The sequence below is a fragment of the Sphingomonas daechungensis genome, from assembly GCF_039543105.1.
GTDB lineage: Bacteria > Pseudomonadota > Alphaproteobacteria > Sphingomonadales > Sphingomonadaceae > Sphingomicrobium > Sphingomicrobium daechungense.
Genome location: NZ_BAABJC010000001.1, coordinates 1,330,995 through 1,346,258 on the forward strand (window position 1 = coordinate 1,330,995; position 15,264 = coordinate 1,346,258).

General features: G+C 63.3%; 9 protein-coding genes and 1 tRNA gene. 3 read left to right on the forward strand and 7 right to left on the reverse strand.

Annotated elements, in window-relative coordinates:
- Positions 1–8: 8 nt before the first annotated feature.
- On the forward strand, positions 9–731 hold the full coding sequence (gene phbB, locus ABD928_RS06995; RefSeq protein WP_187715711.1) for an acetoacetyl-CoA reductase: 723 nt from the start codon (positions 9–11) through the stop codon (positions 729–731).
- Positions 731–967, forward strand: a complete 237-nt coding sequence (locus ABD928_RS07000) for a ribbon-helix-helix domain-containing protein (protein WP_187715710.1) — start codon at positions 731–733, stop codon at positions 965–967. The genes phbB and ABD928_RS07000 overlap by 1 nt, the downstream gene beginning before the upstream one ends.
- On the opposite strand, the gene ABD928_RS07005 is transcribed toward ABD928_RS07000, so the two are convergent.
- Both ABD928_RS07005 and ABD928_RS07010 read right to left on the reverse strand, forming a co-directional pair.
- Positions 964–5,610 (reverse strand): NAD-glutamate dehydrogenase, encoded by a 4,647-nt coding sequence (locus ABD928_RS07005; protein ID WP_345167408.1) that lies wholly within the window; start codon positions 5,608–5,610, stop codon positions 964–966. The genes ABD928_RS07000 and ABD928_RS07005 overlap by 4 nt on opposite strands.
- Positions 5,611–5,714: 104 nt before the next feature.
- Positions 5,715–7,070 (reverse strand): PAS domain-containing protein, encoded by a 1,356-nt coding sequence (locus tag ABD928_RS07010; RefSeq protein WP_187715709.1) that lies wholly within the window; start codon positions 7,068–7,070, stop codon positions 5,715–5,717.
- A gap of 176 nt (positions 7,071–7,246) precedes the next feature.
- Here ABD928_RS07010 and ABD928_RS07015 point away from each other — a divergent pair.
- A tRNA-Thr gene (locus tag ABD928_RS07015) sits at positions 7,247–7,322 on the forward strand.
- Positions 7,323–7,326: 4 nt separating this feature from the next.
- On the opposite strand, the gene ABD928_RS07020 is transcribed toward ABD928_RS07015, so the two are convergent.
- Genes ABD928_RS07020 through ABD928_RS07040 form a run of 5 tightly spaced genes read right to left on the reverse strand, consistent with a single transcriptional unit; the run spans position 7,327 to position 15,235 of the window.
- Complete coding sequence (locus tag ABD928_RS07020; protein ID WP_345167411.1) at positions 7,327–8,226, reverse strand: alpha/beta hydrolase; 900 nt, start codon at positions 8,224–8,226, stop codon at positions 7,327–7,329.
- Positions 8,227–8,249: 23 nt separating this feature from the next.
- The gene (locus ABD928_RS07025; protein WP_187715707.1) at positions 8,250–10,325 is read right to left on the reverse strand and encodes a glycoside hydrolase family 97 protein; all 2,076 of its coding nucleotides are present in this window, start codon (positions 10,323–10,325) and stop codon (positions 8,250–8,252) included.
- Positions 10,322–11,929: an alpha-amylase family glycosyl hydrolase gene (locus tag ABD928_RS07030; protein WP_345167415.1), complete on the reverse strand. Its 1,608-nt coding sequence runs from the start codon at positions 11,927–11,929 to the stop codon at positions 10,322–10,324. The genes ABD928_RS07025 and ABD928_RS07030 overlap by 4 nt, the downstream gene beginning before the upstream one ends.
- Positions 11,919–13,706, reverse strand: a complete 1,788-nt coding sequence (locus ABD928_RS07035) for an alpha-amylase family glycosyl hydrolase (RefSeq protein WP_425569690.1) — start codon at positions 13,704–13,706, stop codon at positions 11,919–11,921. Before ABD928_RS07035 ends, ABD928_RS07030 begins: the two co-directional genes overlap by 11 nt.
- A complete protein-coding gene (locus tag ABD928_RS07040; protein WP_187715706.1) occupies positions 13,703–15,235 on the reverse strand; it encodes a tryptophan halogenase family protein in 1,533 nt (510 codons plus the stop codon). Before ABD928_RS07040 ends, ABD928_RS07035 begins: the two co-directional genes overlap by 4 nt.
- Positions 15,236–15,264 lie beyond the last annotated feature (29 nt).

Here is a 15,264-nt window from a genome sequence, read left to right on the forward strand (position 1 = left end):
AGAGATAGATGGCGCGCGTTGCAATTGTGACCGGCGGTACCCGTGGCATCGGCGAGGCGATCAGCGTCGCGCTTCGCGACCAGGGCATGAAAGTCGCTGCCAATTATGCGGGCAATGAAGAGCGCGCTCGCGAGTTTACGGAGCGCACCGGAATCCCCGCCTACAAATGGGACGTTTCCGATTACGCAGCCTGCCAGGAAGGCGTCGCCAAGGTCGAGGCCGAGGTCGGCCCGGTCGACGTGCTCGTCAACAACGCCGGCATCACCCGCGACACAACGATGAAGCGCATGGACCACCAGAAGTGGCAGGAGGTGATGGATACGAACCTCGGCGGCTGCTTCAACATGGCCAAGGCCGTGTGGGAAGGCATGACCGGCCGCGGTTACGGCCGCATCGTCAACATCGGCTCGATCAACGGGCAGGCCGGCCAGTACGGGCAGGTCAATTATGCCGCCGCCAAGTCGGGCATTCACGGATTCACCAAGGCGCTGGCACAGGAAGGCGCGCGCTCCGGTGTGACGGTGAACGCCATCGCACCTGGCTATATCGACACCGACATGGTCGCTGCGGTTCCCGAGGACGTGCTTGCGAAGATCGTCGCCCGCATCCCGGTGAACCGGCTTGGCCGCGCCGACGAAATTGCTCGCGGCGTGTCCTTCCTGGTCGACGAGAATGGCGGCTTCATCACCGGATCGACGTTGTCGATCAACGGCGGGCAGCACATGTACTGATGGCCGAGGCGGGAGGTTTCGGTCGCCCCGTCAAACGATCAGTCACGATCGCCGGGCACGAGACCTCCATCAGCCTCGAACCCATGTTCTGGGCCGCGCTGGAGCAAGCCGCGGCCGAGGCAGGACAGCCGCTCAGCGCCTTGATCGCCGAGATCGACTCTTCGCGGCTGGAAACGCGGCCCATTCCGAACCTGACCTCGGCGGTCAGGCAATGGCTGTTCGTCAACGCTCGCTAGCGGGCGAGCAGGATCCGCGCCTGGGACGCAATCTGCGCCAGCATGGACGCGCTGACAGAGCCCTCGGTCCGAGCACGCGCGATCAGGTTGCGGAACTGCTCCAGCCTGGCGCCTTGAGCCGAGACCCATTCCTCGACCGCCGCATCCGAATCCTTGCTGCGCATGCGTGACAGGAAGTCGATCCGAAGCTGCTCGAAGTCGCGAGCCAGCCCGGCCGTCAGCAAGCGCTCCCACTGGTCGGCGGGCATGAACCGCGCGATCTGCTGCTGCGCCCAGTCGATCCCCAACGCTTCACCGAGCGTGGTGTAAGCCCGGGCCAAGGCAAGCTCGTCGAGCTTCTTGCGCGCAGCGAGCGCGGCCAGGCCGAAGATGCCGTCCAGCTCGAACAGGCGAACGAGACCCTTCACGATGTCATCGGTCGCGCCAAGCGAAAGCAGCCGCTCGCGCCGCGCCGCCGCTTCGTTGCGCACCTCCGACCGGATCAGCTTTGCCGCCGCCGCGGAGATCTTGCGAACCCCCGGTTCGAGCAGCTTGCACATGGCGGACACGCTTGTCTCCGCACCGACCGAGCGGAGGATGTCCGAAATGTGATTGCGGACGCTGCTTGCCGCGATCGAGAACAGTTCGACGCGAACCATCTCCGGCAAAGGCGTCTCCTCGATCTCGGCCCACAGCTTGGGCAGATCGAGAAGCTTCTCGGCAACCAGGAAAGCCGCGACCACTTGCGCAAGCGACGCGCCCTCTTCCTCGGTGAGGTCGAGCGCTGCGCTGGGGCCAAGGCGATTGACGAGCCGGTTGGCGACCCGGGTCGCAAGGATCTCGTTGCGGAGCCGGTGAGCGCGAATGGCGCTGGCGTGCGCCTTGCGCATCGGTGCCGGGAAGGCTTCGTAAAGCTCTCCTTCGACGACCTTGTCGTCAGCGAGCTTGAGCTTTTCTGCGGCGTCCTGGAGCGCCAGCTTCGACATCGACAGAACGACGGCCAACTCCGGCCGCGTCAGGCCGCGGTTCTCCTGGCCGCGACGGAGCAACTCTTCGCTGCCCTGCAAGCCCTCAACCTTGCGATCGAGGCGGCCGGCAGACTCCAGCAACTCGATCGTCCGCACGTAACCGGGCAGCGCGCGAGCGCCGCCGCTTTCGGCGATCGAAAGCGCCAGCGTCTGGAGGCGGTTATCCTCCAGCACGATCTCGGCGACATCGTCCGTCATCTTCACGAGCAGGGCGTTGCGCTTTTCAAACGCCAGCCGGCCTTCGTTCATCTCCCGGTTGAGCGGGATCTTGATGTTCACTTCCTTGTCGGAGCAGTCGACGCCCGCGCTATTGTCGATGAAGTCGGTGTTGATCCGGCCGCCCTTCTCCGAGAATTCAATGCGTCCGGCCTGCGTGATGCCGAGGTTGGCGCCCTCGCCGATCGCCCTTGCCCGCACTTCGATGCCATCAACGCGGATCGCGTCGTTAGCCGGATCGCCGACATCCACGTTCGATTGCAGCGACGACTTCACATAGGTGCCGATGCCGCCGAACCACAGCAGGTCGACCTGCGCCTTCAGGATCGCGTTCATGATCGCGGCGGGGTCGGTAATCGAAGAATCGATCCCGATGGCCTGCCTGGCCGCCGCGCTGAGCTCGATCGACTTCTGGGTGCGCGGGTAGATTCCGCCACCCTTGGAGAGTTTCTTGCGGTCGTAATCGTCCCAGCTGGACCGTGGCAGCTTGAACATCCGGTCGCGCTCTTCCCAGCTCGACGCCGGGTCGGGGTCGGGGTCGATGAAGATGTGGCGGTGGTCGAAGGCCGCCACCAGCTTGATCGCCTTCGACAGCAGCATGCCGTTGCCGAACACGTCGCCCGACATGTCGCCGACTCCAGCGACCGTGATCGGATCAGTCTGGACGTCGATTCCCATTTCGAGGAAGTGGCGCTGGACCGACACCCATGCGCCGCGGGCCGTAATGCCCATCGCCTTGTGATCGTAGCCATAGGAGCCGCCGCTCGCGAAGGCATCGCCGAGCCAGAAGCCGCGCTCCAGCGCAAGCGCGTTGGCGACGTCGGAGAAGGTTGCCGTTCCCTTGTCGGCCGCGACGACGAAGTATGGATCCTCGCCGTCGTGGATGACCACGCCTTCAGGGTGAACGACCTTGTCTTCGACGATGTTGTCGGTGATCGACAGAAGCGACCGGATGAAGATCCGATAGCTCTCCGTCCCTTCCGCGAACCAGGCGTCTCGGTTGGAAGCGGGCGGCAGCTGCTTGGGATAGAAGCCGCCCTTCGCTCCGGTCGGAACGATGACCGCATTCTTCACCACCTGGGCCTTCATCAGGCCGAGGATTTCCGTGCGGAAGTCGTCGCGGCGATCGGACCAGCGAAGACCGCCGCGGGCGACCGGGCCGCCGCGCAGGTGAACGCCCTCGACGCGTGGGCTGTACACCCAGATTTCGCGCCACGGCACCGGGCGAGGAAGTCCGGGGACCAACGACGAGTTGATCTTGAACGCCAGCGCCTCGTCGGCCTTCTGCGAGAAGGCGTTGGTGCGAAGGACAGCCTCCACCAGCGCTCGCAGGCGGCGAAGGATGCGATCGTCGTCGATCGAGCGCACCGCGGTCAGGGCCTGGTCGAACTGCTGACGGAGGTTGTCCGCCTTGGTGACACGATTCCGCTTGGCGGTCGGGTCATGAAGCGCGGTGAAGAGACCGACCAGCGCGGCTGTCGCTCGGGGCGCGCGGCGAAGCGCATCGACGACCGTGACCAAGCCGAAGGAGCTCCCCGTCTGGCGCAGATAGCGGAACCAGGATCGGAGCCAGACCACCGGCTGCGTATCGAGGCCGGCAAAGAGGACGAGCTGGTTGAATTCGTCGTCCTCCGCCTCCCGGCTAAAGACGCTGGAAATTGCGGCTTCGATCTCACTCGCCCTTGCCAGGATCGCGTCGATATCGCCCTCGGGCAGTTCCAGGCGGAAGTCGTGGATGAAGCTGAGCGACCCTTCGGTGCCGACTTGGGATGGCATTTCCTCGAGCACCCGGAAGCCGAAATTCTCCAGCACGGGCACGGCTTCCGAAAGCGGAATCAATGACCCGCGGCGGTAGGTCTTGATGTGCAGCTGGCCGGGCTCGTCGTTCGGCCGGCGGAACAGGCGCACGCCGCGATCGTCGGAACCGCCAAGCGCCGCCAGGCGCATGATGTCCTCCGCGCCCTCCTCCGGGCGCGTGCGCGTTCGATAGCTGTCGGAGAATCCACCGGCATAGGTCAGCGTGAGCCGGGTCGCCCTGGGCGCTCCAACGCTTGCGATGAGCGCCTCTTCGACCGCCGGCGCCCAGCCGCGCACCATCTGGTTGAGCCGGTCGTCGAGCGCTCGCGCGTCCGGCGTCGGGGCGTCATTGTCGATGTACTGGGTGTAGCGGATCAGGGCGAGGTCGCCTTCCCCCGTCTCCGACGACCAGCTGGTGATCGCCCGGCCGACCACTTCCTCCATCATCGCGGCGATCGCTTCGCGGCGCTGGGTGTTGAGGTCTTCCTTGGGCAGCCAGACGAAGGTGAACAGCTGTCCCTTAAGGATGCTCCGGACCAGCAGCAGCGCAGGCCGCGGCCGATCGGCCAGCGACATGGCCATCATCACCAGCGCTCGAAGCGAGTCCCAGTCGACGCTGACGAGGAGGTCGCGCGGGAGCGACGATACGGCATGACGCAGGGCCTTGCCGCTATGCCCCTTGGGATCGAAGCCGAAGTCCTTGTCCAGCTGCAGCAGCCGTTCACGGACCAGCGGCACCTCTTCGGCGGGCCATGTCAGCGCCTGGCTCGTCCATAAGCCGGCATGGACCCCGATTCCCGCGACCTTGCCCTTCTCTCGGATCGGCACGACAACCAGGTCCAATGGTACGCGGCGGTGCACGCTCGACTTGCGCTCGGCCTTCGCCATGAGGGGAACGGAGCCGCCGGCCTCGAAATAGCGCATTGCACCAAGCGCGCCGCCTTCATCGGTCGGCGCGCCGGGGATGCTGAAGATGCCGAGCACATCGGTCGGCTGTCCCGTCGCGCGCTCGACCTCGTAGCCGAGCAAAGTCATGGCTCCGTCGGCGAACCATTCGAGGAGCGCACGCCCTTCCGGCTCTTCGATCTTCGCCGCGTCTTCGCGCATCTTGGCCTGTAGCTTCGGCCAGTCGCGGACTGCGGCCTTGACGTCCGACAGCACGGTCTTGAGGTCATCGACAAGCTCGCGCCGGCCGCGCGCGTGGGTACGGTCGAGCTCAATATACATCAGGGATTCGCGGCGATCCTTGTCGCCGCACAGCGGCTCGACCGACTTCAGCTTTCCGTCCTTGTCGCGTTCCACACAGACGACGGGATGCAACAAGCGGTGAATGGTCAGCTGTTGCCGCGCAATCGCGTTGGCGACCGAATCGACCAGGAACGGCATGTCGTCGTTGACGATGCCGATCCGCATCCGCCTGTGCCCAGCTTCACCGCCCGTCGATTCGATGGAAATCGCGACTTCGCCGCGTTTGCGGCGCGCCCCCACGGCGGCGAGGAACTCGGCAGCATCCCGCTCTGTCGCGGAGGTCAGGCCCTCCGTTTCCTCCGGCAACGCATTCTGCGTCAGCGCCTTACGAATGGACGAAACAAGAGGCCTCGCGAGGCGCATATGGGCGGTCATGAAATCGGTTGGCTCCGCAGACGTGCGATGCTCGCGGCCTATAGACCTGCCCTTCCAAGGGGGACAACCCCGGCTGGTCCTGATCTTGAACTAAGTCTGGAAAATCAGAGGCCGGCGCGGCGAATGGCCTTTTCGACCATCGCTTCGTCGTCGACCAACGCCACCGGATCGACGCCGCCATCGACGCGGCGACGGGTGAGCACCAGTGCGAACTCGGATTCGGACGCGACGGTCTCGAGCGCAATCGGAGTGGCTTCGCGAAGCTTCGCTTTCGCCGCTTCGGACCTGGTGTCCACTTTCGGCTCCGGACGCTTCGCCTGGCGTTCGGCGGCAACGAGGGCCTTGAGGCCGCCGACCTGGCTCTCAATGAACTTGAGGAAGCCTCCCTGCTCGACGTCCTGCCGGCGGCCGTAGGCCAGGGCTGCGGCGAACTCCGTCAGACGCGCCTTGTCGTAGTCGATTCCGAAGACGAGCTTCACGATCGGCGTCATCGGCGCCCGCGCCTGCGCCTTCATGCCGGATTCCTCCAGCAGCTCGGCATAGTCGTCCGGTTCGCGCTCGGCAGCCAGGGCAAAGTCGTAGGCCTTCGACAGCGCCTGATAGAGCGCGGAGCGGCTGCGGCCGTCCGCGGCCTTAACCGCATCGGCGGTCTCGCGCGCGGCCCACAGGCGATCGGCCAGCCCTGCATTTTCGTCGAGGACGATCTCCGGCATGTCCTCGTCCGAATCCGGATCATGGAGCGGGCCGTCTTCCCAGGCGAAATGGATTCGGCCGGTCGGCGCCTCCGGAGCAGGCTCCTCGCCCGGACTATAAGTCTCTTCGAGAACCAGCTCTTCGTCGCTCTCGACAGCTTCTTCGAGGAGGAGCTCGTCGTCCTCTTCCAGGTCGAAGTCGTTCGCTGCAACGGCGGCTGCGATCGGCTGCTTGTCCAACGCGATTGCAGCGCGCTTCCAGTTGATGACGCCGTAGATGAAGTCGATCGTGTCGCCGTCGGATGAAAACGGCATCAAGATGCCGCGATAGCAAATCGGCTCCTCGCGCTGGTTCACGAACTCGGCCTCGAAGCCGATCGGCGCGCGGTTGGCGATGATCTGAAGGTAATGATCGGTCAGGCGCGACAGCAGGGAGCGGCTGGGAACCTCAGAGATCGATTGGATGCCCTCGCCAAGCCCGCACTCCTCGCGCACGGCAGCGCCAATGTAGGGAGTCGCCGGGTTGTCGCGGCCAGCGGTGAAATCGAGGAGGACGCTATTGGCGGCAAAGTCGCTGACTTCGCCCGGCTCGAGGTCCTCGATGGAAGGATAGTCACGGCCGTCGAGCAGGGAGACCCAGTAGTTGTAAGCGCGGACGTGCATCCGCCGCTCATCGGAACCGATGTCGACGTTCGCCTGATCGGACGATGAGTCCTCGGACATCGACGAAGTGTCGAAGTCGCTCGGATGCTCGCGATAACTGTCCATGCCCCTCGGCCTACTCCCCACAATTCGGCAAGGCGGAAAATGCGGGTGAAGCTTGAAGAAAACGTTAACCCTATCTGTTCAGGTAAGCGCCGGGCGCTTCGGGCTTGCCGCGCTCGGAACGCGCTGTTAGGGCGAGCGCCGCTTCCGAGGCCGGGTTCGGCCTGACGAGACGGCATGCCGCTTTAGCTCAGCTGGTAGAGCACATCATTCGTAATGATGGGGTCGTGGGTTCGAGTCCCCCAAGCGGCACCAGCCTTCATTTCTCCGCTGGCAAAAGGAACTGGAGAGGAATCTCCACGCGGGATGCCCAGCTGGCCTCGTTGTGCGCCTGGCCGGGAAAGTTCCTGCTGATCCAGTTGCGGTCACGCCGGTAGCCGCGCTTGGCGACGACTGCATCGATGCGCTTCTGATAGCGCGCATAAATGGCATCGAGCGTTTCGCTGCCATGGTCGAAGTACAGCCTATGCGTATTCGGGTTCGGCAAAGCGGCCGCGAGATAGCCTTCGAAGGCTGACGAGACGATCTCATACTCGTCATCGCTGATCGACTTGCCGCCATCGGCGGGCAGGAACAGCGGCCAGTGCGTGGACAGCATTCCAGCTCCGCCGAACACCTTGGGATACTCGTCGATCGCGTAGAGCGAGATCAGCCCTCCCATCGACGACCCCATGATCGCCGTATTCACGCGGTCGGTCTTCACGCGGAATCTCTTGTCGATCGCCGGCTTCAACTCCTGGACGATGAATCGCAGGTAGCCGTCCGACAGAGGATCCCCGCCGTAGAGGCCGCGAACCCGGTCCATATATTGCGCCGGCAGGCGTCCGAACGCTTTGGACGGCACATATTCGCGCAGCCTCTTCGGCGTGTTCCAGATGGCGACGACGATGGTCGGGCGAACCTTCTTCTCCCGGATCAGGCGATCGAGAACCTCGTCAACCTTCCACTCCGAACCGCCGTAGCCGGTTTCCGGATCAAACAGGTTCTGACCGTCGTGCATGTAGAGCACAGCATGGCGGGGGCCGTTCGGACGGTAGCTGTCTGGCAGCCAGACGGTGACTCGGCGAGGGTCGGAATATCGGGATTGAACGCTGCCCAGTTCGACGAGAGTCCCTGCACCGACCTTCGCGATCGCCGGCGCGCTAACCAGCAATAGCAATGCCGTGGCAAGAACGCGGAGCATCAGCGGAGCGGGACGAACCGGACTGCCGCGCCGCCGCCCGGGGCGAGCCGCAGTGCCATGCGATCCTTGGCTGTGACAATTCTTTGTTCGATCGCGATCGAACGCTGGTTCGTTCGATAATCGGCATCGTCACCGTCGCGGTAGATTTCCGCGCGGTACGTCTTGCCTGGCTTCAGGAAATCGAGCGCAACGTCGAAGCGGCGTTCCTGCTCATCGCCGACCGCTCCGATGAACCACATGTCCGAGCCCCGCGCCTTGCGGGCGAACACGGCGAGATCCCCGACCTCGCCTGCAAGCATCCGCGTGTCGTCCCAGTCGACAGCGACGTCCTTGATGAACTTGAAGGTCTTTGGATTGGCCTCGTAATTCTCAATGAGGTCCGGCGCCATCTGGATCGGTGAGTAGATCACCACATACAGTGCCAGCTGCTTCGCCAGCGTCGAGAGGATCGGCGTGTTGTTCTTGCCGGTCAGGCTCAGCACGCCCGGCGTGAAATCCATCGGTCCGCCGATCAGCCGCGTGAACACCAGGTTCGCCTCATGCTCCGGCGGGTTCTTGGGCTCGCCCCAGGCGTTGTATTCCATGCCGCGCTGGCCCTCGCGGGAGACCCAATTGGGATAGGTACGGCGAAGGCCGGTGTCCTTGACCGGCTCGTGCGGATTGACGGCGATCTGCCGCTTGGCGGCTTCGGTGACGACCTTCAGGTGATGGTTCACCATCGTCTGGCCTTCGTGCCATTCGAAGTGGGTCTTGCCGTCGGGCCCAAGCGCCTGGATGCCGCCCGCATCGGCGACGTAGCCGGTCTTCACCGCGTGAATGCCGAGGCGCTGGTAGAGGTCGAGCGCCGGCCCGAGTTGCTTCTCGTAATTCACGATATTGCCGGCGGTTTCATGGTGACCGATCAGACCGACGCCCTTCGACTTCGCGTATCGCGCCAGCTCTTCGATATCGAAATCGGGGTAGGCCTCGGTGAAGCTGAATTCCGACCCGTTGGCGAACCATTCATAGTCGCCGTTCTTGTCCCACCCCTTGTTCCATCCTTCGACGAGGACGCCGCCGAAGCCATTCTTGACGGCGAAGTCGATCATGCGCTTCGTATATTCGGTCGTCGCGCCGTGCTTGGGACCGGACTCCCAGGTCTTCCGGTCGAGATGCATGTCCCACCAGATGCCGACATACTTCTCGGGCTTGAACCAGCTGACATCGCCGATCTTGTTGGGCTCGTTGAGGTTCAGGATGATCTGCGCGGAGCGATAAAGCGACGGAGCGTCGGGTGCGATCAAGATCACCCGCCAAGGCGTCGCAAGCGGCGTGTCGCGGCTGACCTTTGGACCCATCGAGGACGGCGTCAGCACCGCTTTCAGCGTACGGCCGCCAACGCGGCGCAGGTTCATCGCCGAATAGTCGACCAGCGCGGCTTCGTGGAACGACAAGTGCAGCCCGCTCGCAGTGCGGATCGTCAACGGGGTCTGCGCCGTACCGATCTGCTCGATCGGCGTTCGGTTGTAGACATATTCCTCGCGGTTCCATTCGAACGCGGGATCCCACCAGGCCTCGCCCGGCTCGGCGATGGTAAACTCGGTGAGCTCCTCGGCGATGTTCGCGCGAGTGAGCTTCGCCTGTTGCGGGAGTGCGTAACGGAAGCCGACGCCGTCGTCGAAGACCCGGAACACGACACTCATGCGCCGCTTGTCCCAGTTCTTCTCATCGAAGCTGACTGTGAGTTCGTTGTAGCGATTGCGGATCGTCCGGTACTCGCCCCACGGCTGCTCCCAAGTCTCGTCGAAGCTTCGCGACGACTGCCCTGCAAACACGAAGTTGCGCAGCATCTCGGGTGCATCGGTGAAGAGAAAGCCGAGCCGGCTGTCGGAAATCACCGGCTTGCCCGACCGCGAAATTACATAGCCGACGCGGCCCTCCGGGCTCAGCGTCACGTCGACCTGCAGGACTTTGGACGGAGACGTCGCACTGGCGACGATCTTTGAACCTGACGCGGCCTGGGCCACGTCCTGAGCGGCGGCTGGAATGGCGATGAGGCAGAGAAGGAACGCAAAAGCCAGACGGAACAGGGTCATGAAATCTCCTCGACCACCCCCGAGTAAGCACCAAGGGTTCCGGCGTCGAGATGGCCAGCGAGCGCAATCCCCTTGCCGGCGGAAGCGTGGCTCAATTCCTTTTCAGACAAGTTGAAAGTGCAGCGGATATGCGAACCATTCTTCGCTCGCTCGAATACAAGCAGTTGCTCGTCCGCCCGCAGTATCTTCATCGACCCATGGCGCAGCGCCGGATGGGAATGGCGGAGCTTCAGGCAGTCGCGGGTGAATTGAAGAAGCGATCCCCTGTTCGATTCCTGCCGATCGACGGCCAGCTCACGATGTGCATCGCCCACTGGAAGCCAAGACTCACCCGTCGAGAAGCCGAGCTGCGGTGCGTTCGACGTCCAGGGCATCGGTGTCCGCGCGCCGTCGCGGCTAAGCGTGTTCGGCCAGTTGGCAATGGCTTCCGGATCCTGAAGCCGTTCGAACGGGACGTCGACCTGCGGCAGTCCCAGCTCTTCACCCTGGTACAGGATGATCGATCCGCGCAGCGTCGCGAGGAGCAGCATCTTCAAGCGGGCGATCTGGTCGCGGTTTTCGTCCGTTGCCCAGCGTGAGATGGCGCGCGGAGCATCGTGATTTTCGAAGGCCCAGCTTGGCCAGCCCGCGCCCTCCGGCCAGTCCCGGGCGACGTGCGCGACGAGTTCGGGGGTCAACGCTTCGGCATAGAGAAAGTCGAAGCCGTAAGCGCTGTTCAGACGCGCATCGCCTTCTGTGAATGCGCGCATTTCCGACAATGCGTGATCGCCGCCAACTTCAGCAAGCGTGAAGCGGTCACCGTATCCATCGGTCAGCCGGCGCAAGCGCTCGAGAAAGCCCACGATGTCCGGGTGAGACTGGTTGTAGAGGTGCTGCTGGAAATCGAACGACCGCGTCCGCTTCGTGCCGTTCGGCGCTGGCGGGTTATCGCGTAGCTCGGGATCGTGCATCGCGAAATTGATTGCGTCGATGCGGAAGCCGTCGACCCCTCGATCGAGCCAGAAACGCGCGGCATCGAGAATGGCATCCTGCACCGCCGGGTTGTGCAGGTTCAGGTCCGGTTGCTCGGTCAGGAAATTGTGCAGGTAATACTGACCGCGGCGACCGTCCCAGGTCCACGCCGGCCCGCCGAACACCGACTGCCAGTTGCTCGGAGGCGAACCGTCGGGCTTAGCGTTGGCCCAGACGTACCAGTCGGACTTCGGATTCTCGCGGCTCGACCGGCTTTCCTTGAACCAGCCGTGCTGGTCGGACGTATGCGAATAGACCTGGTCGATGATGACCTTCAGGCCAAGCGAATGCGCCCGCTCGACGACATCGTCGAAGTCCTCAAGAGTCCCGAACACCGGATCGACATCGCAATAGTCGGCAACGTCATATCCGAAGTCGCGCATCGGCGAGGTGAAGAAGGGCGACAGCCAAATCGCATCGACGCCGAGATCGCGAACATAGTCGAGCTTGGCCGCGATGCCCGGCAGGTCGCCGACACCGTCACCGTTCGAATCCGCGAAGCTGCGCGGATAGATTTGATAGATCGCGGCGCCGCGCCACCACGGCTGCGACGTTGCAACCCGATTTTCGGTACGCGCCTCGTCAGCGAGCATTGCACACCGCATAGCCGAGTGCAGGCAGGGTCACGCGAACGCTTCCGGGCGCGGATGCCTTGGGAGCGCATGTTCCGGCCAGTGTTTCGAACTCCGCCGACCGGGTTTCGACGCGAACATTCTGCTCCACGGGCTCGTTCGATGTATTGAACAGAAGCAGCATCTCGCGGCCGGAGGCCGGATCGAACCTGGACACGGCAAACAGCCCTGGCTTCTCTTGCGCATAACGGATCGTCTGCAGCCCCCGGGTCAGCGCGGCGTTGCTGGTCCGGATGCGCGAGAGTGTCGCGATCTCTCGGTAAATCGGGTGATCGGTATTGAAGTTCACCTGCGCAGTCGTCGCGGCCGTGCCAAGAAGCTTACCCTCGTTGTAGGTCGTCACCTTGGAGGCAAACAGGTCCTGCCGAGCATCCTGGTCGCCACCCTTCCCGACGAACCCTTGCTCGTCGCCTGAGTAGATGGTCGGAACGCCGCGCAGGGTCAGCAGCATCGCATGGCCGAGCATGGAGCGCTTCAGAAGCTCATCGTCACTGCCCTGGTATCCAAACATCTTGAGCAGCATCGGAAACCGGCCGGCGTCGTGATTGCCAAGGAACGTCGGCAGCTGCAGCGCTGCCGAAGGCCCGCCTTCGTAGAGCGCGTCGCCCCGGAATAGCCTGGCGAGTTCGTCGGTTCCGGCCTTGCCTGCAACCGTATCGACGACGGCACGCGCGAACGGGAAATCGAGGACGCTCGGCAACCTGTCCACGCGCGTGTTCACTGCGGTATGAGCCGGGTCCATTTCGCTCGTCGCGACTTCGCCGAAGATGTGGAAGTTCGGAATGCCTCGCGCCTTTGCGCGCTCGAGCATCGCCGGCACGAACTTCTGCCAGAATTCCGGATTGACGTGCTGCGCCGTATCGATGCGGAATCCGTCGACGCCATATTTGTCGATCCAGGCGCCGTAGATCTCGATCATGCCATCGATGACGCGCGGGTGCTCGGTGAAGACATCGTCGAGACCGACGAAGTCGCCCATTTGGCTGGACTCGCCCCTGAACGTCGTGTCCCCACGATTGTGATAATAGATGGGGTCGTTCAGCCAGGCGGGAACCTTGATGTCCTTCTCCGCCGGTTTCACCTGGACCGTGTAGGCGTAGTTCGGATCCTTCAGGGCATCGAAGTTGATCCCGTCGAAGCCCGAGTTGATCGCTGCGCCAGCGATGCCGCCGCGCCGCTGGTAGGGATAATCAGCGATACTTCGATACGGGCATTGCCCCTGCCCCGCGCACTCGGCCGGATACAGGACGTCGGCCGTGTGATTCACGACGATGTCCATGTAGAATTTCATCCCGCGCGCATGGACTGCGTCGACCAGCGCCTTGAAGTCGGCGTTGCTGCCAAGATGAGAATCCACCCGCGTGAAATCAGTGATCCAATAGCCGTGGTAAGCGGCGCTTTCCTGCCCCGGTGGGCCTTGGACCGGCTTGTTCTGAAAGATGGGCGCAACCCAGACCGCGGTTGCCCCGAGCCCCTGAATGTAATCGAGCCGCTTGATCAGCCCCTTGAGATCACCCCCGTGGAAGAAGCCCTTGTGGGCCGGATCGAAACCTGTCGCCAGGCGATCGCCCTTGAGACCGCCTTTGTCATTGGTCGTGTCACCGTTCTCGAACCGATCGGGAAGGACGAAGTAGATGACCTCGTCCTCTGGCAAGCGGTCACGATATGTCTGGGCTTGGGCCTGGCCGCCGCAAAGCCCGGCGATTCCGAAGCATAGAAGCAACAAACTCCTCTTCACGCGTTTGCTCCTGCAGGAATTTCATTGGATGCCATAGGCGCGAATCTTGACACATAGGCGCCATGATCCGGCAGTCCCTCGGCCTCGCGGATGTAGGCTTGTTCGGTCATTTCGAGGAACTGGCGAAGCTTCTCTTCCTCGATCTGATTGGCCAGCGGATGCCAACGCTCGGGAATGATGCCCTGACCGATCATCACCTGAACCCAACCGCGAAGATCGAACAGCTCGTCGAGACTGGGAAAGACCCCGCCAGACTGACGGAACAGGTCGATCCTTTGCCGCAGGCTTTGAGGGAGCTCCATGGTCCGAAGCTCGTCCCAGAACGGTTCGTCCTGGCGTCCGTTGGCATGGTAATGGAGGATGACGAAGTCACGCAGCCGCTCCATCTCGAACGCGGAGCGCGCGTTGAAGCTGTCCCTCGCGGTCTCACTGATCTCGCCGGCCGGAAGCAGTTCCAGAAGGCGGTTCACTCCCGTCTGGATAAGATGGATGCTGGTGGACTCCAGCGGCTCGATGAAGCCTGAAGACAAACCGATGGCGACGACGTTTCGGACCCATGCCTTGCGCCGGCGCCCGGTCGTGAACCGCAAGGTGCGCGGCTCGGCCATTGGCTCTCCGTCGAGATTGGACAAGAGGATCGCAGTCGCCTCATCTTCGCTGATGTGGCGCGAACAGTGTACGTGGCCATTTCCGATCCGGTGCTGCAATGGAATCCGCCATTGCCATCCTGCCTTGCGAGCGATCGCCCTGGTGTAGGGCGTGACCGGCTGAACACTGCTGCAGGGGACCGCTGTTGCCCGATCGCATGGGAGCCATTGGGTCCAGTCGTCGAATCCCGCTTCCAGTTCCTGCTCGATCAGCAAACCCCGGAAGCCAGAGCAATCGACGAACAAATCGCCTTCGATCTGCGCGCCGTTCGCGAGAGTCACCGAGCTGATGTCGCCGCTGGTTGGATGCCGGTTGACGGCAACGATCCGCCCCTCCTGGCGGGTGATGCCGCGCTGCTCGGCATAACCACGCAAGAAGCGGGCATAGAGCGAGGCATCGAAATGGAAGGCGTATGGCACGGGCGGCAGCGGGTTGCCTGGCTCGCGCCTGATGTGCGCGAAGCGATCCCCGGCAAGGATGATGGTGTTGAGGAGATAATGACCGAACGGCTTGGCGAACCCGAGTGACCGGGCTCTCAGCCAGTAATGATGGAACGGGAGCAGGCCGATGCCGCGTCCGACCTGACCGAATGCGTGCACATAGGCCTGGTCGCTCGCGCCCCAACCTTCAAAGGCGATGCCTAGCTTGTACGTCGCGCCCGTCGCAGCGAGGAACTCGGCCTCATCGATGCCCAGCGCCTCATTGAACAGGACGATGTGCGGAATCGTGGCTTCGCCGACGCCGACAGTGCCGATCTCGTCGGATTCGACCAGCGTCACTGAAAATTGCGGAACGCAAAAACGCGCAAGCGCCGCAGCCGTCATCCACCCGGCCGTGCCGCCGCCTACGACGACGATCCGGCGCTGAGGTCCCTCACTCATATCGATCTCTTACGAGGCGGGACCCGGCG